Origin of the sequence: Janthinobacterium sp. BJB304 (genome assembly GCF_002735765.1) — a bacterium.
GTDB lineage: Bacteria > Pseudomonadota > Gammaproteobacteria > Burkholderiales > Burkholderiaceae_D > Janthinobacterium.
Genome location: NZ_PDZN01000027.1, coordinates 13,648 through 39,210 on the forward strand (window position 1 = coordinate 13,648; position 25,563 = coordinate 39,210).

Consider the following 25,563-nt stretch of genomic DNA (forward strand, 5'->3'; position numbering starts at 1 on the left):
AAGCAAAAAGACAGGGTTTTCCCTGTCTTTTTTTTCGTCCGCTTATTTTGGCATCAGCACCGTGTCGATGACATTGATCACGCCATTCGACTGGTACACGTCATAGGTGCTGATGTTGGCGCTGTTGCCGCCTTCATCCATCACCACGATGTTGTGCATGCCGTTCATGGCGAACATCAGCTTGCCCCGCTCGCCGTGGGCAAGGTGGCTTTACCGTCATGCATCTTGATTTCCTACGCCAGCGCCTTGAAGTCGTATTTGCCGGGCACCACGTGGTAGGTGAGGATTTTCGTCAGGGTCGCCTTGTTTTCCGGCTTGAACAGGGTGTCGACCAGGCCGGCCGCCTTCACGACGGCGACCAGGGTCGTGTGGTCGGCTGAATTGACGGCGTTGTCGACGATGTCCCTGGACGGATACATGCTCTGGCCACCGACCATGGTCGCCATGTCGGAGGCAAAGGGGGTGCTGGCGGCCAGCATGGACGTAATGAACAGGGTATTGTCGGCTTACGCGCTGCGCGCTAAGCCGACCTACAGCGCTGAGCCGACCTGCGCCAACCATAAAAAAACGGCGCCGTGCTGTGCACGACGCCGTTCTTGGCAGGCTTATCGCCGGGATACTAGTTGGCCGCGACTTGCGGCTCCGTCTCGCCCCAGCCGCCGCCCAGGGCGCGGATCAGCGCCACCGTGGTGACGGCGCGGTTGCCGCGCAACTGCACGGCATTGCGCTCGATGGCCGCCAGGTTGCGCTGCGCGTCGAGCAGGTCCAGGTAGCTGGAACGGCCCGCGTCGTACAGCTTTTGCGCCAGGTCGGCCGAGCGGCGCGCCGAGACGACGGCTTCGTCGATCTGCTGCGTCTGGCCCGACAGGATGCGCAGGCCGGCCAGGTTGTCTTCCACCTCGGCGAAGGCCACCAGCACGCTCTGGCGATACGTGGCCACCGATTCTTCCAGCTGCGCTTCGCTGCGGCTCACGGCCGCCTTGTTGCGGCCGCCGTCGATGATCGGCATCGACATCAGGGCGCCCAGCAGCCAGGAGCGGCTGCTCCACTTGAAGATGTCCGAGAAGGTATCGGACGCGCCGCCGCCGGAAGCGTTCAGGCTCAATGCGGGGAACATGGCCGACTTGGCCGCGCCGATGCGCGCATTCGACGCTTCCATGGTGCGCTGCGCCGACGCGATGTCGGGACGGCGCTCCAGCAAGGACGAAGGCATGCCGGCCGGGATCACGGGCAGGAAGCCGCTATCCTGCAGCGGGTTGACGCCCGCCGTGAAGCTGGCGGCAGGTTTGCCCAGCAGGACGGCCAGCGCATGCTCGCTGGTGGCGCGCTGGCGCTGCAGGCCGATGGCTTCGGCGCGCACGGTCGACAGCTCCGTGCGGGCACGGGACAGGTCGAATTCGCCGATGTCGCCCAGGTCGTAGCGGCGCTGGTTCACATGCACGCTTTCCTCGCGCAGGCGCACCGTCTGTTCCAGGGTCGCCAGTTCGGCATCCGTGGCGCGCAGCTGGAAGTAGGTTTGCGCCACGTCGGCCTGCAGCGACAGCAGCACCGAGCGGTAAGTCGCTTCCACGGCCAGCGCATCGCTGCGCGCGGCGCTGACGTTCGATGCCACCCTGCCGAACAGATCGACTTCGTAGCTGGCCGTCAGGTTGGCCTGGTAGACGTTGGTCGCCGCCACCGGCGCGCCGTTCGGCAAGCCGAGCGACACGGCGGAAGCGCGGTTGCGCTGGCCGCCCACGTTCACGCCCACTTGCGGAATGCGGTCCGCTTCGGCGATGCCGGCAATCGCCCTCGCCTGCTTGACGCGGGCGGCGGCCACGGCCAGGTTGGCGTTCGCCTGCGTGGCCTCGTTGATCAGGCCAGTCAAAGCCGGATCATTGAACGCCAGCCACCATTCGCCGCGCGCCTGGCGCTCGGCTGGCACGCCCTGCTTCCAGCGCGTGCCGTCGGCCGCCGTCTGCACGGCAGGCGCTTGCGCTTCCTTGAACGCCGCCGGCGTCTCGATCTGCGGCTGCTTGAACTCGGGCGCCGCGCAGGCGGCCAGCAGGACTGCGGCGGCCATGGCGCTCAAGACGGGCGCCGCGCGCCGGATGATTGCATTGGTTTTCAATATATATCTCCTTCCAGGTCCAGCGCTGGCGCGGCGACAGGCTTGGCGGCAGCGGCGGCTGGTTTTTTCTCAAAACGCTGCGCCAGGGTGCGCAGCAGTACGTAGAACACGGGCGTCAGGAACAGGCCGAAGAAGGTCACGCCCAGCATGCCGGCGAAGACCGCCACGCCCATCGCATGGCGCATTTCCGAACCGGCGCCGTGCGAGAACACGAGGGGCACGACGCCCATGATGAAGGCGATCGACGTCATCAGGATCGGACGCAGACGCAGACGACATGCTTCCAGCGCCGCTTGCACGACGGTGCGGCCATGCTCTTCCAGTTCGCGGGCAAATTCCACGATCAGGATCGCATTCTTCGACGCCAGCCCCACCAGCACGAACAGGGCGATCTGGGTGAACACGTTGTTGTCACCACCGGTCAATTTGACGCCCAACAAGGCGCAGAGGATCGACATCGGCACGATCAGGATCACGGCCAGCGGCAGGGTCCAGCTTTCATACTGGGCAGCGAGCACCAGGAACACCAGCAGCACGCACAGCGGGAAGACATAGATCATCGTATTGCCGGACAAGATGTCCTGGTAGGTCAGCTCCGTCCACTCATACGAAATCCCCTGCGGCAGCACTTCCTTGGCGATGCGTTCCAGCGCGACTTGCGCCTGGCCGCTCGATACGCCAGGTGCGGCGCCGCCGTTGAAATCGGCTGCTGCATACGCGTTGTAGCGCTGCACGCGGTCAGGACCGTAACTATCCTTGACGCGCATCAACGACGACAGCGGGATCATTTCGCCTTTGTCATTGCGGACCTTCAGCTGCGCGATATCCTGGGCATGTGAACGGAAGGCCGCATCGGCCTGCACGCGCACCTGGTAGGTGCGGCCAAACTGGTTGAAGTCATTCACGTACAGCGAACCGAGGTTGATCTGCAAGGTCTGGTAAATCGTTTGCAGCTGCACGCCCATCTGCTTGGCTTTCACGCGGTCGACGTCGGCGAACAGTTGCGGCACGTTGATCTGGTAACCCGAGAATACGCCCGCCAGTTCCGGCGTCTGGTACGCTTTCGCGGCCAGTGCCTGGGTGGCGTTGTACAGCGCGTCGTAACCGAGATTGCCGCGGTCTTCGATCATCATCTTGAAGCCGCCGATGGTACCGAGGCCATTCACAGGCGGTGGCGGGAAGACCATGATGAAGGCGTCCTGGATACCGCCCAGGCGCTTGTTGATCTCGGCCGCGATGGCGCCGCCGGACAATTCCTTGGTGGTGCGTTCGTCGAACGGCTTCAGGGTCGCGAAGACAATGCCGGCGTTCGGCGCATTGGTAAAGTCATTGATCGACAGGCCGGGGAAGGCGATGGTCGATTCGACGCCGGGCACCGATTTGATCACGTCGGACATGCGGCGCACGACATCTTCCGTGCGATCCAGCGAAGCGGCGTCGGGCAATTGCGCAAAGCCCACCAGGTATTGCTTGTCCTGCGCCGGCACGAAGCCGGCCGGCACGGACTTGAAGGTGAAGATGGCGGCAACGACCAGCAGCGCATACACGCCCAGCGAGGCGCTCTTGCGGCCCAACACGCCCTTCACGCCCGCTTCATAGCGGTGCGAGGCGCGGCCGAAGAAGCGGTTGAACCAGGCGAAGAAGCGGCCGAAGACCATGTCCATGCCGCGTGTCAGCGCGTCCTTCGGCGCATCGTGCGGTTTCAAGAGAGCGGCCGACAGGGCCGGCGCCAGGGTCAGCGAGCTGAAAGCGGAGATCACGGTCGAAATGGCGATCGTCAGCGCGAACTGGCGATAGAACTCGCCCGACAGGCCGGGCACGAAGGCGATCGGCACGAACACGGCGCACAGCACCAGGGCGATGGCGACGATGGGACCGCTGACCTCTTTCATGGCCTGGATGGTGGCGTCGCGCGGCGAGAGGCCTTCCTCGATGTTGCGCTCGACGTTTTCCACCACGACGATGGCGTCATCGACGACGATACCGATGGCCAGCACGAGGCCGAACAGCGACAGGGTGTTGATCGAGAATCCGAAGCCCAGCATCACGGCAAAGGTACCGACGATGGAGACGGGAACGGCCAGCAGCGGGATGATCGATGCGCGCCAGGTTTGCAGGAAGATGATCACCACCAGCACCACCAGGGCAATCGCTTCGAGCAGGGTGTGGATCACGGCTTCGATGGACGAACGCACGAACTGCGTCGGGTCGTACTCGATGCGGTATTCCACGCCTTGCGGGAAGTCTTTTTTCAGTTCGTCCATCTTGGCGCGCACGTCGGAAGACAATTGCAGCGCGTTGGCGTTCGGCGCTTCGAAAATACCCATGCCGACGGCAGGATTGTTGTTCAGCAGCGAACGCAGCGAGTAGCTGTTGGCGCCCATTTCCACGCGCGCCACGTCCTTGAGGTGCGTGACGGCGCCGTCGGCATTGGTGCGCACGATGATGGCGCCGAATTCCTCGGGCGTCTGCAGACGGCCCTGGGTGTTGACGGTCAGCTGGAAGTCCGAGTTCTTCGCTGGCGAGGCGCCGATCACGCCGGCAGCCACCTGCACGTTCTGCTCGCGGATGGCGTCGACGACGTCATTGGCCGTCATGCCGCGCGCCGCTACCTTTTGCGGGTCGAGCCAGATGCGCATCGCATAATCGCCGGCGCCGAAGATCTGGATGTCGCCCATGCCGGGCAAACGGGCCAATTGATCCTTGACGTTCAGCACCGCGTAGTTACGCAGGTACATATCGTCATAGCGCTTGTTCGGCGACACCAGATGCACGACCATGGTCAGGTTGGGCGAGGACTTGACGGTCGTCACGCCGATCTGGCGCACTTCCTCGGGCAGGCGCGGCAAGGCGCGCTGCACGCGGTTCTGCACCTGCGTCTCGGCCTGCTCGACGTTGGTGCCGATCTTGAAGGTCACGGTCAGCATCATCGCGCCGTCGGACGTGTTTTGCGAGGACATGTAGAGCATGTTCTCGACGCCGTTGATCTGCTCTTCGAGCGGCGCGGCCACGGTTTCGGCGATCACTTTCGGGTTGGCGCCCGGGTATTGCGCGCGCACCACCACGGATGGCGGCACGACGTCGGGATATTCGGAGATGGGCAGGCCGAATATCGACAGCAGCCCGGCCACGAATATGACGATCGACAGCACCGCCGCGAAAATCGGCTTGTCGATGAAAAAGCGGGAAAAATTCATGTTTATTCCTTGGAAGTCGATGCTGCTTTCGCGGCGATCTTGGCGTCTTTTGCTTCAGGTTTTGCGGGAGCGACGGGCGCGGTCGGGTCGAAATCCATGGCCACCATCTGCGGCGTCACGGGTGCGCCGGGGCGCACGCGCTGCAAGCCGTTGACGACGATTTTTTCGCCCGCCTTCAAGCCTTCGCGCACCACGCGCAAGCCGTCCGAGGTCGGGCCCAGCTTGACGGCGCGGTATTCGGCCTTGTTATCGGCGCCCACCACGTAGACATATTTACGGCTTTGATCCGTGCCAACGGCACGGTCGGAGATCAACAGCGCCGTGCTTTGCGCGTGCGGGCCGTTGCCGCCGTCGAGCTGGATGCGCGCGAACAGGCCCGGCACCAGCTGGCGCTCGGCGTTGGCGAAGGTGGCGCGCATGCGCACGCTGCCCGTGGCCGGGTCGAGCTGGTTGTCGACGAATTCCAGCTTGCCTTCGTGCGGGAAGCCCGTTTCATTGGCCAGGCCTACCTTGACGGTGACGGGCGTGCCCTTTTGCGCCGTGCCGGCCACGCGCAGATAGGTATCTTCATCGCCGTCGAAGCTGGCGTAGATGCGGTCCGTCGACACCACCGACGTCAAAATGGCGGAAGCGTCGATCAGGTTGCCGACGGTGATTTCCGCCTTGCTGACGCGGCCGCTGATCGGCGCCTGCACCTGCGTGTACGACAGGTTCAGCCTGGCCGCTTCATACGCGGCTTGCGCCGAGCGGACATTCGCGTCCAGCTCTTTCAGGCCCGAGGCCTTTTCATCGAATTCGCGCTGGGCGATGGCTTTTTCGGCCAGCAGCTTTTCAGCGCGCGACAGTTCCAGCTTGGCCAGTTCCGCCTTCGCGCGGGCGGAACTGGCCGTGCCTTCGGCGCGCGACACTTCGGCCTGGAAGGGGCGCGGATCGATGACGAACAGCACATCGCCCTTTTTGACTTCGCTGCCCGGCTTGAAGTTGACGGCCGTGATGAAGCCGCCGACGCGCGAGCGGATTTCCACGCGCTCGATCGCTTCCAGGCGGCCCGAGAATTCCTGCGTTTCCGTGATCTGTTTTTCCACGACGGCGGCGGCCGAGATGGGCGGGCCGCCGGCCGCTGGCGCGTCGGGCACCTTGCTATTGGCCGAATCGCAGCCGGCCAGGCTCACGGCCACCAGTCCCGCCAGCGCGAGCGAGGCAGCGAGAGGCTTGATGAGTGTACCTAAGGTGGAAAATTGTTGAACGTTTTTCATTTTATTTCCCTGTTTTATGAAAATTTCTAATGGTATGGGCGGCATGAAGCAACCCAGCTGAAAAAGTGAATGGTGGTGCCATGGCGCCCGACGGCGCTCAATCAAAGGTAAACAGGCCGCCAGCTGCTTGAAAGCGGACGGGGACGACGAAGCTGGCTGTGCGAACGCACAACGCAGACAGGAAGGGAACTACACTGCGTAGTGTAGCAACCGAAACTCAAAAAGTAAACTGATTAGTGTAAGTTTTTTTGCAGTGCCGCAGATGGCGGCCTCATGACTCGGGCTCCTGCCCCAGTCCGGCGACGAAACTGCTAATTTCGCTCAATACCTGCACCTTGCAGGCACATTCATTACGGGCGGTCGCGTCCTGCAGCGGCGCGGCGGCCATGCGCCGCACGGTGGTCTTGATGCCGCAGGCGATCAATTTACTGCCGTATTGTTCAGCCTCGTCGCGCAATGGGTCGTCTTCGCTGGACAATATCAAGGCTGGCGGCAGGTTCTTCAGGCGGCTCGACTGCAATGGCGACGCGTACGGGTGGGTGCGGTCAGCGGCATTCGGCAGGTAGCCGCGGTAGGCGGCGGCGCATTGATCGGCCACTTCGGCCAGGTCCGGACAGGTCGGCAAGTGGCGCATCGAACAGGTCGACAGGCCGGGGTCGAGCATGGGCATGATCAGCACCTGGCCCGCGAGGGGCGGTCCGCCACGGTCGCGCGACATCATGGCGCACACGGCAGCCAGGTTGGCGCCCGCTTCGATGCCCGACACCACCATCTGCTTGCCCGTCCAGCCCAGCTTGGACTTATTCTTTTTCGCCCACAGCAGCACGGCATGCGCGTCTTCCACGGCTGCGGGGAATGGCCGCACCTTCGCCAGCGTGTAGTTCGCGGCCAGCACCACATGGTCGGGGTTGCTCAGCACGAGGCAGCGCAGGAAGTCGTCCGCGTCGTCCAGGTCGCCATCGACAAAGCCGCCGCCATGGAAGAAGACCATCAGGTTCGGCTGCTTGGCGCCCGGCACGCCGGCCGTATAGACGCGCGCGCCGAGCGCATCCTGCGCGCCCTGCACCTGGATGTCGCGTATCTTCAGCGCCTGGCCAGGTGCCAGTTCAGCCGCGGCGTCGGCAAACGTCATTGCGCCACCACCGGCTGTACGGCCACATCGCGTACCGCGTCGTTCAGGCACAACAGGGCGATGCCGCCCACTTCATGGGTCAGGGCGCTATAAGCGCTGGCTTCGCTTTGCGCCGCCAGCGAGTAGGCATCCGTCGATACCATCGCGGCCAGAGCAAGCGAGCTCATAGCGAGAGCGAGCACTGCAAAGATTCCATTCCGATGACCCATGATGTTTCTCCTGTTGTACTTCCTGCGGCATCACATTTATGCTGCAGTACAACAACTATAGACTTGATCTACAATCTGATAAAGAGTGCAATGCCGAATTGATTGTTCAGGATTCTGAATAATCACGAAGAAAGTGATAGGAAATCAAGTGAACAAGCTGCAAGCCATGGAAGTTTTCATCCAAGTCGTCGATGCGGGCGGCTTTACGCGCGCGGCGGAAAACATGCAGTTACCCAAAGCCACCGTGTCGACCCTGATCCAGTCGCTGGAAGCGAGCTTGTCGGTCAAGTTGCTCAACCGCACCACGCGCCACGTCAGCATCACCTCCGACGGCGCCGCCTATTACGAACGCTGCGTGCGCATCCTGTCCGACGTACGCGAAGCCGAGGAATCGCTGTCGCGCACGCGCTTGAGCCCCAGCGGGCGGCTGCGCGTGGATGCGCCCACGGCCCTGGCCAGCGAACTGATCATCCCCGCCCTGCCCGACTTCTTCGCCCGCTACCCCGATATATCGCTGGAACTCGGCTGCAGCGACCGCCCCGTCGACCTGATCGAGGAAGGCGTCGACTGCGCCGTGCGCGGCGGCGAGCTGGGCGACCTGAACCTGATCGCGCGCCGGGTCGGCGTGCTGCATTTCATCACCTGTGCCGCGCCCGGCTACCTGGCGCGCTATGGCACGCCGCTGCACCCGAACGATCTGGCGCAGCACCGGGGCGTGAATTTTTTCTCCGCCAAGACAGGCAAGACCTTTGACTGGGATTTCACGCGCGCCGGCGAACGCATCCAGATGTCCATGCCCAGCCATATTGCCTTGAACGACTCGAACGCCTACGCGGCGGCCGGCCTGGCGGGCCTGGGCATCGTGCAAATGACGCATTTCATGCTTGCGCCGCTGATGGAACAGGGCAAAATGGTGGAATTGCTGGGCGATTGGGAATCCGACCCGCTGCCCATCCACGTGATCTATCCGCCCAACCGCCACCTGTCCGCCAAGGTGCGCGTATTCGTCGAATGGGTCGCCGACATGTTTACCAACCACCCGGCCACGCAGCTGAAGGGCAAGAGCACCCTTCCCGCGCGTGCCGCCCTGACCGAGGCCCAGCCATGACCGCAGCAAGCACACCGCCGCACCCGCACCGCATCGTCTTTCTCGACCGCGACAGCCTGATCGCCACCGTGCGCCCGCCCGCCTTCGCCCACGGCTGGGAAGAATATCCGCATACCAAGGGCAGCGAGCAGACGGTAGCCCGCCTGCAAGGCGCCACCATCGCCATCACGAACAAGGTGCCGCTGCGCGCGGCCGAACTGGCGCAGCTGCCCCACCTGAAAATGATCGCCGTGGCCGCCACGGGCACGGATATCCTCGACCTGGCCGCCTGCCGCGCGCGGGGCATTATCGTCGCGAATATCCGCGACTATGCGCGCGCCACCGTGCCCGAGCACACGCTGGCCCTGATGCTGGCTCTGCGCCGCCAGCTGGTCGCCTACCGCGCGGACGTGGAAGCGGGCCTGTGGCAGAAGTCCGACCGCTTCTGCCTGTTCGGCCACCCGATCCGCGACCTGGCCGGCAGCCGCCTGGGTTTGCTCGGCTACGGCGCGCTGGGCAAGTCCGTGGCCCAGCTGGGACGCGCCTTCGGCATGCAGGTGATCGTCCACAACCGTTCCCCGATCCAGGAAGACGGCGTGCAGGAAGTGAGTTTTGACGAACTGCTGGCCAGCTCCGACGTGCTCAGTCTGCACCTGCCCTTGACGGACAAGACGCGCAACATCATCGGAGAGCAAGAGCTGGCGCGCATGCAGCCGACGTCCCTGCTGATCAACACGGCGCGCGGCGGCCTCGTCGATGAAGCGGCGCTGGCCGACGCATTGACCCGTGGCGTGATCGCCGGCGCCGGCTTCGACGTGCTATCGAAGGAACCGCCGCCGCCCGACAATCCACTGTTGAACTTGCGCCTGCCCAACTTCATCCTCACGCCCCACACGGCCTGGGCCAGCGGTGAAGCCATGCAAAAACTGGCCGACATATTGATCGGCAATATCGAAGCGTTCGAACGCGGTGCGCCCGTGAACGTGGTGGCATGAGCGTCTTGCACGAGCTCGATGAACTGCTGTGTGGCGATGACGAGGAATACGACCGCCTCGACCTGTTTCAGGAGGCGGACGAACTGATCGGGCAGCTGCGGACCGCCGACGTGCCCGCGCTGCTGGCGCTGTGGCAAGCGCGCAACCTGTGCTGGCAGCAGCGTTTCACGCAAGCGAGTACCAACATCGACGGTGCCGTGCTGCGCGCGCTGCTGGCCGGTTTGCTGCAGATCAGGGAGACGACGCACGGCGTGTTCGAACTGATGTCGCGACTGCCTGCGACAGCCGACGCCTCTGCGCTCAGCGACGCGCTGCTCGACTACGCCGAGCGAGCCTGGCATGCGGACCAGGGGCGGCACCGGCAAATCCAGATCAGTTGCTGGAGCTGCGGGCTGTCGGGCCGGCTGCTGAAGCGGCTGGGACTGTCTGCCTGGAAGGAGGCTGGGCTGTAGGTCCTACGGCGCGGCGGGACGCTCAAATGAAAACCCCGGCGCATACGCGTGATAACCGTCGAAATCGCCCTTGCCGATGGGCGCGCCGGCACTGCGCGCGATCGCATACGCCATGCTGAAGTGAAAGTAGAAATTCGGCAGGATGTACAGATTCAAGTACTCGCCGGCCGGCAGCGCGATGTCGGCAAAGCCGGCGCGGTCGCGGCAGATGCGGTCTGGCGGCCCGTCGAAGCGCTCTGCGGGAATCGCCTTGAGATAACGCATGGTCTGCGCGATCTGTTCCTGCAGGCTGGCGGCGGCGCTGAAATCGGCCACCTCCAGCCCCGCCAGCGGGTAGCAGCCGCGCAGCGAAAAGCTTACGGCCGCGCGCACTTGCTGGGCGAACGGCAGCATGTCCGGGTGCAAACGCGCCGCCAGGATCTGCGGCTGGGCATCGAGCTTGTCCAGCATGGCCGAAAGCTGCGCCAGCGAGCGGCAAAAGATGGTGGCGGGGTTGATCTGCATCACGTCCGTCATGACAAGCCCTCCTGCGCGGCCACCTGCTTCAGCACGCGGATCAGCCTGCGTTCGTGGCGGCCCACGGCGTCCCAGTTCCAGGCCTCGGGCGAACCGAATTCCGGGTAATGGGCTTGCCATTTTTCCGCGCGCTTCTGCGAATTGGCGCCCACGTTCGAGTCCAGGCCCTTGCCGCTGGAGAGGCGCAGATACACGCGGATGACGCCCCAGCCTTCGCACACGTAGCGGTAGCTGAGGCCAGCGCACTTGGCCGGGTCGAGCGCGATACGGCGCGGGGCAAAGTGCCCGGCCATGTCCGGGTAATGGACGGCCAGGAGCACCTCGCTGGCCCCCTCTGCCTCCAGCCTGGCAGCATACGCGCACAGCTCGGCCGGCGAGCTAAAATACAGCGTTTCCTGTTCCGCCTCCGAATACGCCTGCGCCACGGACGCGCCGGGCTTGGCAAAGATCGCCTCGGCCAAGGCCGCGATACCTGCTGTTGATAATCCCACTGTGCCTGCCTTTCCTGTTGGGTTACGCCATGCGCCGTCATCCTAGCATGGCGTCAACGTCGATGGCGGCTGAAAAATTCCCACATCACCTCATTTGCATCGATGGCGCGCGTGGTCTTTCCGATGGGCAGGCCAACATTGAAAGCGTCGGCACCGGGCCACGTGTGGCCGCCTTCCTTGACGGTAAGCAAGGCCACCTTGGCGCCGCCCGCACCACTGCCCTGCTCCAGCCAGTTCACTTGCGTGGCGTCGCCGGCAGGACCAGAAAGCAGGCGCGGCTGCGGCGTGGTGCCGTCGATGCCGTTGTGTTTGCGCCAGTAATCGTACGTGCCTTCGGCCGACAGGTAGCTGGCAGCCTTGCCCTCAAACAGCACGACCTTGTCGGCCGTGCCCTGTATCAGCAGCATGCCGACCTTGTCCTTCTGCTTGTGATGCTGGAGCACCGGTTCCGGCATGGGCGCGCCCACCGAGGCGACGGCGGCGAAATGCTGAGGCAGTTCCGCCGCCAGGCGCAGGGCAAAGAAACCGCCGCGCGACAGGCCCGTCGCATACACGCGCTTGTCATCAATGCGGTAATCCTGTTTGAGTTTGCTCAATATCGCTTGCGTAAAGCCGACGTCATCGGTGCCGGCCAGGTAATCCATGCCGAAGCCCACGTTCCAGTCCTGCTTGATGCCTTGCGGATAGACGACGATGAACCGGTACCGCTCGGCCGCCTTGTTCATCTGCGTATACAGCATCTGTTCCGCCATGCTCATGCCGCCGCCATGGAAATTGAAGACGACGGGAAAGTTCTGCTGGGGCTGGCTTTGATACGCCTCCGGCGTATAGACGATGTAGCGGCGCTTTTCCTCCTTGTGGACGAGGCTGCTCACTTGCGCCAGAACCGGGAGGCAGGTGCACGCCAGCACCAGCAGGCTGATAAGAAGTTTCATGCGGTTTTCTCCATTCATCAAGAGCTTGCAGCTTACGCAGGCGCCGGTGAAATCGCGGTGAAATCTCCCTGCTTTTTATCGTATCTGGAGGGGAATGATGTCGACGCGATAGTGCGCCTCGCCCGGATGAAAACGGATATCCCAGCGCATGGCCTGCGCCACGCGCCCCAGCAAGCTTTGTCCGTGTGCAAAGCCATGGATGCGCCGTGGCTGCCCCGCCTGCACGGTATTGCTGATGCTCAGGCAACCTTGCGCATACGCGATGTTGATGCGGCAAGCGGGGCCGCCATGGAACAGGGCATTCGCCAGGCAGTTATTGATGAGCAACATCGTCAGCTGAGGATTGCCGACGACCTCGAGGCGCTCGGACAAGTCCAATGTCAGCAGGCTGGCGTCCCACGGATGTTCGTCGAGCAGGCGCAGCAGGCATTGCTCGATGCAGGCGCGCAGCTCCATCACGTCGCCGGGCAGTTGCTCGGCCCGCGCCAGCGCGAACAGCACCTCGATGGTGGCGCGCATGTCGTCGACGCCCTGGCGCAGCTGCGCCTGCCCATCTGCCGTCAAAGGCTGCGCGCCGGCCAGCGCCAGGCCGTTGTGCATCAAGGTCAGCGGCGTGCGCAGTTCGTGGCTGACGTCGCGGGCGAATGCCTGTTCGCGCCGCAACACCGTTTGCAGTTCGACAAACGTGGTTTCCAGGCGGCGCGCCAGGAAACCGATCTCGTCGGGGCGATCGCGCTCGCTGAAATGGACGGCGCCGCCGGGCGCCAGCTGGCGCGCTTCCTGCGCCAATCTCTGCAAGGGCAGCACGAGGCGCCGCGCCAGCCAGTATGCCTGCAGCAAGGCCAGGGCGATCAGCGCCAGCGCCACGCCAGCGACGACACCGCCCACCTCCCGCACCAGGCGCTGCACTACCAGCACGGGTGCCACGTCGGCCAGCAGATACGCGCGCTGCGGCTGGCCGGCGGCAGCGAGGTCCAGCGCCAGCACGTGATAATGCTGGCCCGTCGTCGTAAACACTTCGCCGCGCGGGGCAGACGGCGGCACGTGTGCGCGCACGGCTTGAGGCAAATCAAGGTAGCGGCCATAAACCGTGATGAGGTCGCTGCCAGACGGCGTAAGCTCACCGTGCTGGCGCAAGCGCTGGCTGACCACCGCCGCTTCGCGCTCGAGCAGGCGCTGCACCAGCATGTCTTCCGTCACGTAGGCGATCACCAGCGCCAGGCCCGTGTAGCACAGGCACAGCAGGACGGTGAAGCCGGCCAGGGCCGCAAACAGGCGCTGCCGGATTGACCTAACCATCGCCGGCCGCCGCATCGAAGGCCAGGCGGTAGCCCAGCTGCGGGATGGTCACGAGTACACCCGCCGCGCCAAGCAACTCCAGTTGCTTGCGCAACGCGTAGATGTGCGATTTGAGGGCGTCACTGTCGGGCGGCTGGCTGCCCCACAGGGCTTGCAGCAAGGCCGAGCGCGACACGGCGTGCGGATGCTCGCGGCACAGCAGCAGCAAAATTTTAAAACCCGTCTGCGTCAACGGCAGCGGTACGTCGCCGACCAAGGCGCGCCCTGCGCGCGTCTGCAAGGTGAATGGGCCCACGCGCATTTCCTGATGCACGTGCAGCTGCTGCCGTCGCGCCAGCGCTTCGCAGCGCAAGGCCACTTCGCGCAAGTCGAAGGGCTTGGTCAGATAGTCGTCGGCGCCGTCGCGAAAGCCGCGTGCCTTGTCTTCATAAGAGTCGCGCGCCGTCAGCATCAGAATCGGCACATTGCTGGGCGCACTGGCCTTGATGGCGCGGCACACCTGCAAGCCATCGATATCGGGCAGGTTCAGGTCCAGCAGCACCACGTCATAAGTGTTGAGCGTGGCCAGCGCGACACCGAGCGCGCCCGTTCCCGCATGGTCGGTCTGCCAGCCCAGACCGTCGAGGAAATCCAATACCTGGCGCGCGATGGCCAGGTGGTCTTCCACCAGCAGGATGCTCAAGGGCGCTTTGCTCATGGAATACCGGCAAGGCGCGCATACAGCCAGAAGTTACCCGATCTTCCGCGGATTTGCCGGTAGCAGCGCAGATAGCCTTCCCGCTCGAAAGCGCAGCGTTCGAGCACGCGCAGCGAACGTGCATTGCTTTCCAGCACGGTCGCCTGGATACGCAGCAAGCCCAGGCGTTGAAAACCCCAGTCCAGCATGGACTGGACGATGGACGTGGCCACGCCCTGCCCCCACACGACAGGAGAAAGATCGTAGGCAATCTCGGCTGTGCGGTGCTGCCGAGAAATGGCATTCAAGCCGATGGTACCCACCAGCTGGCCGCCCTCGCGCAGCACCACGGCCAGGCGCATGGACGACGCCGGCTGGGCCGATGCATAATCAGCGAAATTGGCTTGCAAGTCATCGATGGAATGCAAATCCCAGCTCGTGTGCTCGACGACGACAGGGTCGGCCAGGTAAGCATACCAGGCGGGAGCGTCGCTGCGTTCCAGCGGGCGCAAGGTCACGAGGGGATGGGTGGAACAGGGCAAGTCAGCCGGTTTCATCGTTTGCTCATGGAATAGTCAATCGACGGGGCAATCAGCGGCCAGCCAGGCGGCGAAATCATCGGCGGCCCGCTCGAAATCGCCGCGCTGCATCGAGCCATGGCCCACCAGGTACACGGCGCGGTCGCTCCCATCGAGGGCCAGCATGACGGCGCGCCCGCCGCTGTCGTCGCCGATGGTCATGTAGCCGGGGCAAAATTGCTGCGTCTCATACGTTTCATTGCGTTCCCGTAAGCTGTCCACGCCGTACAGCAATACCTGTTCGCCCCGCATGCTCTCTTGCCCATCCTGCAGAAAACGCAGGTAATGCGCCGGCAAGGGGGCACCCAGCCAGCGTTCAAGCGCGTCGATCGCTTGCCCGCTCACGCGGCATCCTTGCGCCGCGCTTCCCACTCGCGCCGCAGCAAGCCGTACAGTGCCGAATCGCTGACGTGGCCGCCGACGATCCAGCGCTCCGGCAAGAAGCCTTCCCTGTTAAAACCCTGGCGCTCGAGGGCGCTGGCCGAACCGGCGTTGAGCGGGTCGATATCGGCTTCCAGACGGTTCAGGTCGCGCTCGACGAAGGCGTACTCGATCAGCGCCGACAGCGCTTCGTGCATATAGCCACGGCCCCAGTGCGGACGCGCCAGCGCGTAGCCGATCTCGGCGCGGCGGTTCTGGCGGTGCACGGAAAACAGCGTGCAGCTGCCCACATATTCGCCCGTCGCCTGCAGTTCGATGGCGAAGCGGAAGAACTCTTCGTTCTCGAAGGCGGCGCTGTCCTCGGCGATCTGGCGCGCGGCGCGGCCGGCATCGTCCCAAGGCGGCTCGCTGAAATAGCGCATCACTTCGGGATCGGAGTGCATGGCGAACAGGGCCGCCTCATCGGATGGCTGCGGCTTGCGCAGGATCAGGCGTTCGGTGGTGATGGTCTTGCTGTAGGTCATGGCGCTCCAGTCTGGCGGCAAACGGACGAATGCTTATTATTCCATGCAACTATAACGAAGTGGCAATTTTGTGACAGTGCTTTTAATGTAATATGGCAATATTTAGACCATATCATTGATGCAACTTCATGATCCGCTCATGCACGCAGTAAAACACGCAGCCAACACCGAAGCCGACCATGTCCATCCCTAAAATCCACCTCACCATGCCGCTTGCCCTGAGCGCACTGTCCGTCTGGCTGGGCTTGAGCATGGGCGGCCGCTGGCTGGAATCGGCCGGCTACGCCTTGCCGGGCGCCGCCGTCACCGGCCGTATCGGCCTGTCGTGGGCGCTGGCCGCCCTGTTTGCGCTGGCGCTGCTGCTGGCATCCAGCCGGCCCCGCGAAGCGGGCCTGTGCGCGCCGCAGCCATGGAAAAGCACGTGGCTGGTCTGGCCGCCCCTGCTGTATGCGCTGCTGATGCTGTTGCTGGCCTGGGCCGGCGGCTGGCCGCAGCCGCGCGTGCTGCTGATCGTCGCGTGCAATGCGGCGCTGGTGGCCGTCTCGGAAGAACTGATGTTCCGCGCCATCTTGCTGCAAGGCATGCTGGACCGCTACGCCGTCTGGCCCGCCGTATTGCTTTCCTCGGCGTTGTTCGGCCTGGCCCATACGGCCAACGGCCTGGCCACGGGCGACGTCAGCGGCGCCTTGTGGCAAGCCGTGGCCGCCACCTTGCAGGGCGTCGGCTACACGGCCATCCGCCTGCGCACCCGCTCCATCTGGCCCATGGTGCTCGTGCATGGACTGTGGGATTACGCGCTGGTGACGGCCACCTTGCCGCACCCGGCCGAAGATGGCGCATCGATCCTGCCATATATCGCCCTGCTGGCCGTGCTGCCCCTGTGCCTGTACGGCGTCTACCTGCTGCGCCCCAGCCAGCGGGCGGTCATATATCAACTGCAACGATAAGGAATGTGCATGGCGTTTTTTTCACGCGATTACGAGGTATTCCTGCTGCTGGCCGCGCCCGATGCCATACCGCTATGGGATGCGGCGCAATGGACGCCGTTCGCCGCCAGCCTCGACGGCCTGATGGCGCAGGCTGGCGCGAGGGGCAAGGCCGCCGTGCGCAGCCATCAATACAATCCCAAGGGCAAGCCGATTCCCTTTGGCCGCCTGGGCTGGGACGCCAAATCGCACGCGAAGTGGACGCACACGCCGGCCACGACGCAAGCGCGCTTCATGAGCCTGGAAGCGTGGGCGCCCACCTGGACCGTCTGCGAAAAGGACGACCAGGCGCCCGACGTATTCCTCGCCCTGGCCAACGAATCGCTGCTGGGACTGGCAGGCAAGCCCTTGCAGTTCAGCCAGCGCCTGGTGTGCGCCATCGCCACGGACATGGGCCCGGAAGCGGCCGCCACCTTGCGGCAAGCGCTTGCGCAACTGGCCGCGCAGCAAGACGCCGTCGTCTTCGCCCACACGCGGCGCCAGTGGGGCCGCGCCTCGTCGTATGGCGGTTTCACGGGCGCCATCCAGGACATGCTGATCGGCGGCCTGTTCCGGCAGGACGACCCGCATGCGCGGCCGCTCGATGACGCCGCGTTCCTAGATGCGTGGAGCAAACTCGACATCCACCATGCATGAACGCACTCCCATGCCACGTCTGACCTGCGCCATCCTGCTGTGCTGGAGCGTCCATGCGGGCGCCTTTGAGCTGAGCGGCACCATCCGCAGCAATGGAACGCCGCTGCCGCAAGCCATCAGCATCGTTGCCGAGCGCATGCACGGCGAGCCGCAGATACATGGCACGGTCGAAAGTGGCAGCTACCGCATTGATGTACCTGAAGGCGGCACACTGGCGCTGCTGCTGCAATCGCCCGGCTGGGAAGCGGAACCCAAGCTCATCTTCAACGCGGCCACGGCGGGCGCGCTGGACTTCCTGCTGTATCCGGCCGCAGTGCCCGAAGCGGCGCTGGCAGCCGAATTGCGGACCATGGAACAGGAAGACCAGGCCCTGCGCGCGGGATTCCCGCCAACGGGGCCGGACCTGGCCACGCGCCAGCGCATGCTGGCCACGGATGAAGCACGCGAGCAACGCTTGCGGCAAATCATCGCCAGCAAGGGCTGGCCCACGCAAACGATGGTCGGCTACAAGGCGGCGGGCAGCGCCTGGCTGATCGCCCAGCATGGATCCAATGCCTTCCTCAAAAGCAGCCTGGTCCTGATGCGCGCGGCAGCGGCACGGGGAGAGATCACGCCCTCGAAGCTGGCACTGGCGATCGACCGCGACTTGAGCAATGACAAGCTGCCGCAGCAGTACGGCAGCCAGTTCCGCACGGATAGCACCGGCAAGACGGTTCCCTTCCCCATCGACGATCCGCAGCGCCTGGAGCAGCGCCGCGCCAGCATGGGCATGGAACCGTATGCGCAGTACCGGCAGTTATTCGAAAAGGACAATTGACAACGCCATCCATCGCATGGCATCGTTGCGCCATGCCATCGCCATTCCCGCCCCTGCCATCGATTATTGCCGCCATTTCAAGCATGGTGGCTGGACAGGAATGACATTGACCAAGCCGCCTGCAAGGCGGCTTTGATCTGCAACAAACAATCAAGACGTCTCGCAGGCTTTGTTTTCTCCACCTGAGCGAGCGACCATGCAAACTACTTCCAGTACCCTAGTTACCCCCACCTTGCACCTCGTGTCCGGCAAGATTGCTTCCGGTAAATCCACCTTGACGGCCCGGCTGGCCAGCGCGCCGCATACGGTGCGCATCAGCGAAGACACCCTGCTGGCGCAGCTGTATCCGGGCCAGATCGCCAGCCTGGCCGACTATGTCGCGTGCGCGGCGCGGCTGCGCGCGGCCATCGCGCCTCTGGCCATGCAGATGCTGCGGGCGGGCGTGTCCGTCGTGCTCGATTTCCCCGCGAATACACCCGCCAGCCGGGCCTGGATGCGCGAGCTGTTCCAGCAGGCGGGCGTGCCGCACGTGCTGCATTACCTCGACGTGACGGATGAGGAATGCAAGGCGCGCTTACGCCAGCGCAATGACAGCGGGCTGCATCCGTTTTCCACCAGCGACGCGCAATTTGATGAAATCACGCGCCACTTCGTGCCGCCCGACGCATCGGAAGGCTTTGATATTGTGCGGATTACCGCTTAAAACGTCCCCGGCAGCAGGATTTTCTTGTCCACCTGCTGCAAGTCGCGCAAGCCGCAAAAGGCCATCGTCAGGTCGAGTTCGTTGCGGATGATGTCCAGGCATTTGGTCACGCCCGGGCCGCCCATGGCGCCCAGGCCATATAAGAATGGGCGGCCGATGTACACGCCCTTGGCGCCCAGCGCCACGGCCTTGATCACGTCCTGGCCCGAGCGGATGCCGCCATCCATGTGCACTTCGATCTGGCTGCCGACGGTGTCGACGATGGCGGGCAAGGCTTCGATCGACGATTGCGCGCCGTCGAGCTGGCGCCCGCCGTGGTTCGAGACGATCAGCGCGTCGGCGCCGCTGTTGACGGCCAGGCGCGCGTCTTCGGGGTCCATGATGCCCTTGATGATCAGCTTGCCGCCCCAGCGCTGCTTGATCCATTCCACGTCCGCCCACGACAGGCTCAGGTCGAACTGCTGCTGCGTCCAGGCCGACAGTGACGACATGTCGGACACGGACGTGGCGTGGCCGACGATGTTGCCGAAGCCGCGGCGTTTCGTGCCCAGCATGCCCGCCACCCAGCGCGGCTTGGTGGCCATGTTGAGGATATTCGGTATGGTCAGTTTGGGCGGCGCCGACAGGCCGTTGCGCAAGTCCTTGTGACGCTGGCCCAGCACCTGCAAGTCGAGCGTCAATACGAGCGCGCCGCACTTGGCCGCCTTGGCGCGGTCGATCAGGCGGTTGATGAATTCGCGGTCCTTCATCACGTACAGCTGGAACCAGAACGGTTTGCTCGTGTTCGCCGCCACGTCCTCGATCGAGCAGATGCTCATGGTCGACAGGGTAAACGGCACGCCAAACTTCTCGGCGGCCTGGGCCGCGAGGATTTCGCCATCCGCATGCTGCATGCCCGTCAAGCCCGTGGGCGACAGGGCCACCGGCATCGAGACAGCCTGCCCCACCATGGTCGAGGCCAGGCTGCGGTTTTCCAGGTTGACGGCCACGCGCTGGCGGAATTTGATCTTGGCAAAATCGCTGTTGTTGGCGCGGTACGTCGATTCCGTCCAGGAGCCGGAATCGGCGTAGTCGTAAAACATGCGCGGCACCCGTTTCTGGGCCAGCACGCGCAAGTCTTCGATGCAGGTGATGATACTCATGCGTTTCCTCGGTCGATGGCTAGTCAGGCCATGATCGTGCATTTGCCGGCAATTGTCTATCCGGCAGGCAAGCCTGCCGGATGGCGCTTCGCTTACCAGTCGCGCGCGCCGAGGATCTGCTCGCCCAGTTCGCTCAACTGCGCTTGCGGATAGCGCAGCTTTTCCTTTTCCTCGGGGTCGCCGGGAAACGCATAGCCTTGCGGCGCGCTGCGCTCGCGCCAGCTTTGCACGCGCCAGTCGCGCAAGGCCTGGTTGTCTTGCTGGGCGGGCGTAAAGGAAATGTATTGCGCCAGGCGCACCTGGTCCGTCGAGGTGTTCGGGCGGATGCCATGCGCCAGCAGGCTGTTGAAGATCAACAACTCCCCCTTCTTCATGGCGATGAATTCCATCGCGTACGGCACCGTCGCCAGGTCCGGCTGCCACGGGTTGCGATCCGCCGGCACGGTCTTGCGCCAGCTCAATAAGTTATTGAACAATTCCGGATAGCACTGGAAACCGCCGCTCTCGGGCGAGGTGTCGGACAGGGCCAGCACGCCCTGCACGTTGACGGGCAGCGGGTCGAGCGTGGTGTCCGCATCCCAGTGGATGAAGCCGCCAAACTTGCGCTTGCCATGGTTGGGCGTGTTCAGGTTGGCGCGGTCGATCGTCACCCACAAATCCTGACGGTCCCAGATGTCGACGAAGGCGTCATACACGCGCCGGGTCTGGCGGTTATCCCACAGGGTCTGGTTGTGATAGGCCTCGACCATGCCGGAGCCGTTGAGTTCCTTCATCGCGTGATCGCGCAATTGCTCCCGGTTCCAGGTGGCGGGGTCGTGCTGGTCGAGTCCCTGGAATTCCCACAGGAAATCTGTCGTGCGCCGCACTTGCTCGGGCGGCACCGCATTCTTGACGATGACGTAGCCATAGGTTTGCCAGTGCAGGAAATCGCTGTCGGACAGCACGCGCAGGGGCAGCTGTTTCCGGATATCGCGCAACTGGGTCTGTTCCGTGTAGGCCACGGACGGATTGCCGGGACGGTCTTCGCCGTATTGGTATGGGTTCTGCATCGCTGTCTCCTGTGTTGGTGTGAGACAGATTGTGCGATGGCATGGCCCGCTGAAATGCGCGCTGAGCGGCCAATACTGATACTATCGTGACTATCTACGCCATCAAAACGTCATAATGACGCCTTTATTCGAACAAGTCACGATACCGGCCGGCCACTCCTGGGGCTTGCTGTGGCGCGAACTCGACACCATTCCCTTCCTCTGGCACTACCACCCGCAGTTCGAGCTGACCCTGACGGTCAATGCGCGGGGGCAGCGCTACATCGGCGACCACCTGGGCGATTTCGAACCGGGCGACCTGGTGCTGCTGGGGCCGAACTTGCCGCACACGTGGTCGGCCAGCGAGCGCATTGACAGCGCACAGCCGATGCTGGCCGTCGTCGTATGGTTTTCGCTCGAGTGGCTGGAGCAGCTGGCGGCCTGCTTTCCCGAGTTGCACAGCTTGCGCCAACTGGCGGCCCGCGCCGGCCCTGCCCTGCATTTTTCAGCCGGCACGAGTGCGCGCTGCGCGGATAAGCTGCTGCAATTGAACGCCCTGCCCGTGCCGCAGCGCTTGCCGCTGCTGCTCGACGTGCTGCTGGACCTGGCGGGCGATACGGGCGCGCGGCCGCTGGCCTCGACGGCGCAGGCGCCGCTGCCCGATGGGCAGCACAAGCGCATGGCCGGCGTGTTCGATTTCATGCACGCGCATTTTCGGGAAGAGATCGCACTGGAAACCCTGGCGCAGCGGGCGGCCCTGTCGCTGGGCGCGTTTCACCGCTGCTTCAAGCGCCACGCGCATTGCACGCCGGGCGAGTACCTGGCGCGGCTGCGCATCGGTCGCGCCTGCCAACAGCTGATCGAGAGCAATCTCGCCATCGCCGTCATCGCACAGGAGGCCGGCTACCGCAACCTCGCGCATTTCAACCGCCAGTTCCGCGCCGCCAAGCACGTCACGCCGCGCGCGTTTCGCCTGCAGTACCGGCGCGGCGTCAAAGACCTATCGTAAATCCGTTCGGAAACGAAAAAAGGGGATCAGATTTTACAATCTGATCCCCGATATTCTGGTGCGGCTGGCAGGAATTGAACCCACGACCCCTTGGTTCGTAGCCAAGTACTCTATCCAGCTGAGCTACAGCCGCCTAAGACAAGATTATAGCAGGGCTTTGCAGAATGGCAAAGGGCGTGGCGGCGATATTTCACAATTGACGCCCTCCCCGGTTTTTCACCGGCCGCCCCGCCACTTGCATTTTTAATCACATTGATTTTCTGATTGCGGCGCAAAACCGACACGCTGATGACTGATTGGCCATTATTAATGCATTCAAGAAAAATAAATTGCAATTCATGGAAAACTTTGAGAATGTTTACTAGCAGTAATTCCAAAAAAAATACCAAGGGGATGTCATGAAAATAAACTTGCATAAATTGCCTCTGGCCGCCGCCTGCGCGGCCGCCCTCCTTCTTGCCGCCTGTGGCGGCGGCAGTAGCAGCAGCCCCGCTGACCCGGTTCCGCCCGTCGTGCCGCCGCCGGCAACGACGCTCAGCGGCACTGCCGCCGTCGGCGCGCCCATCTCGGGCAGCGTGGTGGCCATCGATAGCAAGGGCAAAGTGTCCACGGCGGTCAATACCGGCGCCGGCGGGGCATTTACGGTCGACGTGGCCGGCATGACGGCGCCGTTTTTCCTCAGCATCACCGGCTCGTCCGGCGGCAAGCAGGTGACGCTCAATTCCATCGCCACCGCGGCGGGGCAAACCGTCAACATCACGCCGCTGACCGACCTGATCGTCTCCACGGCGTCGGGCCAGCCCGGCGGCACGGCCCTGGCCGCCGTCTGCGCTCCTGTCGCCAATACGGTATCGGCCGCCTGCACCTCGGCCCTGGCCAATGCCGCGACGCAGCAACGGCTCGATGCGGCCGTGGCCGCCGTCGTCGCCATGATCAAACCGATTAATACCGGCAATACCAATCCGCTGACGGGTACCTTTGTTGCCAACGGCACGGGCATGGACGCCGTGCTGGACCAGATCCTCGTCGCGCCCGCGGAAGCGCAGGGCGCCATGGCCACCGTCACCCTGATCGCCACCAACAGCGCGCTGGGCAGCGTGACCCTGCCGGCCGCCGCCGGCGGCGCGCCGACGATACCGGCAGCGACGCCGCCATCGGACGCCGACCTGACCAAGGCGACGGCCGCGGCCAGTGTCTTGCCGGAAATCCGCGCCTGCATGGCCTCGCTCAGCGCCCTGTATCCAAAGACGGGCTTCGTCGTGCCGTCGGCGGCGGCCGTGTCGCCGTTCATCGACGGCACCTTCAACATGGGCGCGGCGGTGGGCAAGGCTGAAATCCTGGCCGCCCTGACCAGCAAGGACCAGGCCGCCCACGCGGGCCTGACGATCGAAGCGCTGGGTTTAGCGGGCGTGGACATGCAGCCTTTGAGCTCGGGCGAGATTGCCGCGCTGACGTCCGCGAGCAGCACCTCGACGACGCGCGTCGCCGACTTCATCGGCAATCGCCTCGGTGCCGGGGCGACGGCCATCGCCTTCACATCAGGCAAGCCCAGCAGCGCATGGGTACAGTTGCGCATCGGAACAGATGCGGGCATGCTCAACTGGAAGCTGGTCAAGACGGGCGACACCAGCGGCTGCGCCGGCGGCTGGAAGCTGGCCGGCAGCGGCCACCTGGACATGCACATGAATGCGCGCATCCAGCGCAGCGTCGATACGGCGGGCACGGCCAGCTTTGCGCGCGAATGGGCTGCCCACGTCGAGCTCGACACCGTGCTGCAGGAAAATCCGGCCGTCAACAAGATCGACGTGCGGGGACCGGGCCTGACGACGTTCGGCGACTTCCAGATACCGGGCACGGCCGGCAGCAAACTGCAGCTGATCCTGCCAGCCACCGGCTACACCCATATGCGGGTGGCCGACAGCAATGGCGCCGCCAGCACTTTCTACAATAACGCGGAAGCCATCCAGAGCTGCCAGGACCTGGCCAGCCTGCCCGCCAATACGCAGGGCCTGGGCGCGGGTACGGCTTGCATCGACGAAACGAAAGTGGCGCCTGGAAAAATCTACGTGTGGACCCTGAAAACGCCGAATGGCGCCGTCAGCGCCTTCCCGTTCCAGATCAATGCCGTGCCCCTGTCGAAAGCGTTTGCCAAGGCCAACCAGGCCAGCCTGTTCGCCACGCTTACCAGCATCACGCCGGCGAAACTGTCGTCCATCCCGGCCGCCGCCCTGCTCGATGGCGCGGTGACCTTCAACTACACGCAGTCGGCCACCTACGGATCGAAAATGGATAATTGCGGCCTGTACTTGTTCAATGGCGCCACGCCGGTACTGAACGCGGAGCAAAATGCGGTTGGACAGGAAACCTCGTGCACCTTCACGACCTCGGGGCTCAATGCGCTGGCGTCGAACGTGGCGGACCCCGCGCAATCTGGCGCTTCGCTGTTCAAGTTCACCGGTCCCGTGACCAGCGGCGGACTGTGGGTGACCACCATCGTCCTGGGCAACCAGGCGTCGTCGGGCCAGCCTTACCCGAATTGACGGGGCCCGCCACTGCAGCGCGCCGCGATGGGGGCGGCGCGCTGCAGGCTTGCCTTTCGCTGGACGAAAAAAAACCCGGAAAGCGAACTTTCCGGGTTTTTTCACTACTGCTGATACTGGTGCGGCTGGCAGGAATTGAACCCACGACCCCTTGGTTCGTAGCCAAGTACTCTATCCAGCTGAGCTACAGCCGCAAACTCTGACACACTTCGCCGAACGGCGCGAAGCTTGAAACTTTCATCAGAACGAAGCGAACTTCATTCCGGCAACGATACTAATCAATACTGGTGCGGCTGGCAGGAATTGAACCCACGACCCCTTGGTTCGTAGCCAAGTACTCTATCCATCTGAGCTACAGCCGCAAAACCTCTACAACATTCCATCAACAACATGGAGGTGAAACTTATCACAACAAAACAAGGCAAAGCCTGATTTTCAGTATTCTGGTGCGGCTGGCAGGAATTGAACCCACGACCCCTTGGTTCGTAGCCAAGTACTCTATCCAGCTGAGCTACAGCCGCGCAGGCAAACATTATAGCGTATTCATTTCGCTTTGAAAAGTTCGATTTTTCAATCGCTTAGCTGATTTTGCAGAATACCGCCCCGCATGATCGACTACCTTTTCACTGCCAAAAAGCTGACGCCTTTTTATCGCAGGGCACTTCTGCTTCCACAGTCGCGTCCAGCGAATCGAGGAGTTGCTGCCTCGAAAGAAGCGGGATTATAGGGACTGCTTTCCAGCCTGTCCAGTGCTATCTGCAGGCGGCGCGCAAGCGTGCGGTGGCGGCGCCCCGCTTGGGGCTACAATACCAGCCAGACAGGGGCGCTTTTGCCTCCCCTGATGCATGACGGCGGACATTGAGC

General features: G+C 63.7%; 25 protein-coding genes, 4 tRNA genes and 1 pseudogene. 9 read left to right on the forward strand and 21 right to left on the reverse strand.

The annotated features are described in order from the left end of the window. Window positions 1–42: 42 nt before the first annotated feature. The 6 genes and pseudogenes from CSQ95_RS25025 to CSQ95_RS29765 form a co-directional block, all read right to left on the reverse strand. Window positions 43–479: pseudogene (locus CSQ95_RS25025) on the reverse strand (fasciclin domain-containing protein). A 140-nt stretch (window positions 480–619) separates the two neighbouring features. Beyond that, on the reverse strand, window positions 620–2,062 hold the full coding sequence (locus tag CSQ95_RS25030; protein ID WP_257218219.1) for an efflux transporter outer membrane subunit: 1,443 nt from the start codon (window positions 2,060–2,062) through the stop codon (window positions 620–622). Between the two features lie 44 nt (window positions 2,063–2,106). After that, complete coding sequence (locus CSQ95_RS25035) at window positions 2,107–5,307, reverse strand: efflux RND transporter permease subunit (RefSeq protein ID WP_070219500.1); 3,201 nt, start codon at window positions 5,305–5,307, stop codon at window positions 2,107–2,109. Between the two features lie 2 nt (window positions 5,308–5,309). Next, a complete protein-coding gene (locus CSQ95_RS25040; RefSeq protein WP_099411464.1) occupies window positions 5,310–6,563 on the reverse strand; it encodes an efflux RND transporter periplasmic adaptor subunit in 1,254 nt (417 codons plus the stop codon). Window positions 6,564–6,834: 271 nt separating this feature from the next. Next, window positions 6,835–7,695: an alpha/beta hydrolase gene (locus tag CSQ95_RS25045; protein ID WP_099411465.1), complete on the reverse strand. Its 861-nt coding sequence runs from the start codon at window positions 7,693–7,695 to the stop codon at window positions 6,835–6,837. Further along, window positions 7,692–7,862 (reverse strand): hypothetical protein, encoded by a 171-nt coding sequence (locus CSQ95_RS29765; RefSeq protein ID WP_180279157.1) that lies wholly within the window; start codon window positions 7,860–7,862, stop codon window positions 7,692–7,694. The genes CSQ95_RS25045 and CSQ95_RS29765 overlap by 4 nt, the downstream gene beginning before the upstream one ends. Window positions 7,863–8,052: 190 nt before the next feature. Here CSQ95_RS29765 and CSQ95_RS25050 point away from each other — a divergent pair, with 190 nt between their 5' ends. Genes CSQ95_RS25050 through CSQ95_RS25060 form a run of 3 tightly spaced genes read left to right on the forward strand, consistent with a single transcriptional unit; the run spans window position 8,053 to window position 10,438 of the window. Continuing rightward, window positions 8,053–9,012 (forward strand): LysR family transcriptional regulator, encoded by a 960-nt coding sequence (locus CSQ95_RS25050; RefSeq protein WP_070289287.1) that lies wholly within the window; start codon window positions 8,053–8,055, stop codon window positions 9,010–9,012. Beyond that, window positions 9,009–9,986: a D-2-hydroxyacid dehydrogenase gene (locus tag CSQ95_RS25055; RefSeq protein ID WP_099411466.1), complete on the forward strand. Its 978-nt coding sequence runs from the start codon at window positions 9,009–9,011 to the stop codon at window positions 9,984–9,986. The genes CSQ95_RS25050 and CSQ95_RS25055 overlap by 4 nt, the downstream gene beginning before the upstream one ends. Continuing rightward, complete coding sequence (locus CSQ95_RS25060) at window positions 9,983–10,438, forward strand: hypothetical protein (protein WP_180279158.1); 456 nt, start codon at window positions 9,983–9,985, stop codon at window positions 10,436–10,438. The genes CSQ95_RS25055 and CSQ95_RS25060 overlap by 4 nt, the downstream gene beginning before the upstream one ends. A gap of 3 nt (window positions 10,439–10,441) precedes the next feature. Here the strand turns inward: CSQ95_RS25060 and CSQ95_RS25065 are convergent, their stop codons facing one another. The 8 genes from CSQ95_RS25065 to CSQ95_RS25100 form a co-directional block, all read right to left on the reverse strand. Continuing rightward, window positions 10,442–10,954, reverse strand: coding sequence for a DUF1993 domain-containing protein (locus tag CSQ95_RS25065; RefSeq protein WP_257218213.1), 513 nt, complete (start codon window positions 10,952–10,954; stop codon window positions 10,442–10,444). After that, a complete protein-coding gene (locus tag CSQ95_RS25070) occupies window positions 10,951–11,445 on the reverse strand; it encodes a hypothetical protein (protein WP_143450074.1) in 495 nt (164 codons plus the stop codon). Before CSQ95_RS25070 ends, CSQ95_RS25065 begins: the two co-directional genes overlap by 4 nt. A 53-nt stretch (window positions 11,446–11,498) precedes the next feature. After that, the gene (locus CSQ95_RS25075) at window positions 11,499–12,380 is read right to left on the reverse strand and encodes a PHB depolymerase family esterase (protein WP_099411518.1); all 882 of its coding nucleotides are present in this window, start codon (window positions 12,378–12,380) and stop codon (window positions 11,499–11,501) included. A 75-nt stretch (window positions 12,381–12,455) separates the two neighbouring features. After that, window positions 12,456–13,679, reverse strand: a complete 1,224-nt coding sequence (locus CSQ95_RS25080; protein ID WP_099411519.1) for a HAMP domain-containing sensor histidine kinase — start codon at window positions 13,677–13,679, stop codon at window positions 12,456–12,458. Continuing rightward, window positions 13,672–14,376, reverse strand: coding sequence for a response regulator transcription factor (locus CSQ95_RS25085; protein ID WP_099411469.1), 705 nt, complete (start codon window positions 14,374–14,376; stop codon window positions 13,672–13,674). Before CSQ95_RS25085 ends, CSQ95_RS25080 begins: the two co-directional genes overlap by 8 nt. Next, entirely contained in the window at window positions 14,373–14,912 is a 540-nt protein-coding gene (locus tag CSQ95_RS25090; RefSeq protein ID WP_099411470.1) for a GNAT family N-acetyltransferase, read from the reverse strand. The genes CSQ95_RS25085 and CSQ95_RS25090 overlap by 4 nt, the downstream gene beginning before the upstream one ends. Before the next feature lie 18 nt (window positions 14,913–14,930). Beyond that, window positions 14,931–15,278 (reverse strand): SMI1/KNR4 family protein, encoded by a 348-nt coding sequence (locus CSQ95_RS25095; RefSeq protein ID WP_180279159.1) that lies wholly within the window; start codon window positions 15,276–15,278, stop codon window positions 14,931–14,933. Continuing rightward, complete coding sequence (locus CSQ95_RS25100; RefSeq protein ID WP_099411472.1) at window positions 15,275–15,838, reverse strand: GNAT family N-acetyltransferase; 564 nt, start codon at window positions 15,836–15,838, stop codon at window positions 15,275–15,277. Before CSQ95_RS25100 ends, CSQ95_RS25095 begins: the two co-directional genes overlap by 4 nt. A gap of 179 nt (window positions 15,839–16,017) precedes the next feature. Here CSQ95_RS25100 and CSQ95_RS25105 point away from each other — a divergent pair, with 179 nt between their 5' ends. The 4 genes from CSQ95_RS25105 to CSQ95_RS25120 all read left to right on the forward strand — a co-directional run bounded on the left by CSQ95_RS25105 (window position 16,018) and on the right by CSQ95_RS25120 (window position 18,980). Then, a complete protein-coding gene (locus CSQ95_RS25105) occupies window positions 16,018–16,785 on the forward strand; it encodes a CPBP family intramembrane glutamic endopeptidase (protein ID WP_099411473.1) in 768 nt (255 codons plus the stop codon). A 9-nt stretch (window positions 16,786–16,794) separates the two neighbouring features. Beyond that, on the forward strand, window positions 16,795–17,460 hold the full coding sequence (locus tag CSQ95_RS25110) for a hypothetical protein (RefSeq protein WP_099411474.1): 666 nt from the start codon (window positions 16,795–16,797) through the stop codon (window positions 17,458–17,460). A gap of 10 nt (window positions 17,461–17,470) precedes the next feature. Next, window positions 17,471–18,277: a DUF6624 domain-containing protein gene (locus tag CSQ95_RS25115; RefSeq protein ID WP_099411475.1), complete on the forward strand. Its 807-nt coding sequence runs from the start codon at window positions 17,471–17,473 to the stop codon at window positions 18,275–18,277. Window positions 18,278–18,473: 196 nt separating this feature from the next. Continuing rightward, window positions 18,474–18,980 carry an ATP-binding protein gene (locus tag CSQ95_RS25120; protein WP_099411476.1) on the forward strand — a complete coding sequence of 169 codons (507 nt, stop codon included), beginning with the start codon at window positions 18,474–18,476 and terminating at the stop codon, window positions 18,978–18,980. Here CSQ95_RS25120 and CSQ95_RS25125 read toward each other — a convergent pair. After that, window positions 18,977–20,122, reverse strand: coding sequence for an alpha-hydroxy acid oxidase (locus CSQ95_RS25125; protein ID WP_099411477.1), 1,146 nt, complete (start codon window positions 20,120–20,122; stop codon window positions 18,977–18,979). The genes CSQ95_RS25120 and CSQ95_RS25125 overlap by 4 nt on opposite strands. A gap of 92 nt (window positions 20,123–20,214) precedes the next feature. Continuing rightward, the gene (locus CSQ95_RS25130) at window positions 20,215–21,171 is read right to left on the reverse strand and encodes a phytanoyl-CoA dioxygenase family protein (protein ID WP_099411478.1); all 957 of its coding nucleotides are present in this window, start codon (window positions 21,169–21,171) and stop codon (window positions 20,215–20,217) included. Window positions 21,172–21,286: 115 nt separating this feature from the next. Between CSQ95_RS25130 and CSQ95_RS25135 the strand changes: the two genes are divergently transcribed. After that, window positions 21,287–22,159, forward strand: a complete 873-nt coding sequence (locus CSQ95_RS25135; protein WP_099411479.1) for an AraC family transcriptional regulator — start codon at window positions 21,287–21,289, stop codon at window positions 22,157–22,159. Between the two features lie 56 nt (window positions 22,160–22,215). Here the strand turns inward: CSQ95_RS25135 and CSQ95_RS25140 are convergent. Continuing rightward, window positions 22,216–22,292, reverse strand: a tRNA-Arg gene (locus tag CSQ95_RS25140). Then, a complete protein-coding gene (locus CSQ95_RS29370; protein ID WP_143450075.1) occupies window positions 22,270–22,575 on the reverse strand; it encodes a hypothetical protein in 306 nt (101 codons plus the stop codon). Before CSQ95_RS29370 ends, CSQ95_RS25140 begins: the two co-directional genes overlap by 23 nt. Here CSQ95_RS29370 and CSQ95_RS25145 point away from each other — a divergent pair. Next, a complete protein-coding gene (locus CSQ95_RS25145) occupies window positions 22,570–24,699 on the forward strand; it encodes a hypothetical protein (protein ID WP_143450076.1) in 2,130 nt (709 codons plus the stop codon). The two genes, CSQ95_RS29370 and CSQ95_RS25145, sit on opposite strands and share 6 nt — an antisense overlap. A 117-nt stretch (window positions 24,700–24,816) precedes the next feature. Here CSQ95_RS25145 and CSQ95_RS25150 read toward each other — a convergent pair. From CSQ95_RS25150 to CSQ95_RS25160, 3 genes are all read right to left on the reverse strand, one after another. Next, window positions 24,817–24,893: transfer RNA gene (locus tag CSQ95_RS25150), tRNA-Arg, on the reverse strand. A gap of 91 nt (window positions 24,894–24,984) precedes the next feature. Further along, window positions 24,985–25,061, reverse strand: a tRNA-Arg gene (locus CSQ95_RS25155). Between the two features lie 82 nt (window positions 25,062–25,143). Further along, window positions 25,144–25,220, reverse strand: a tRNA-Arg gene (locus tag CSQ95_RS25160). Between the last annotated feature and the right edge of the window lie 343 nt (window positions 25,221–25,563).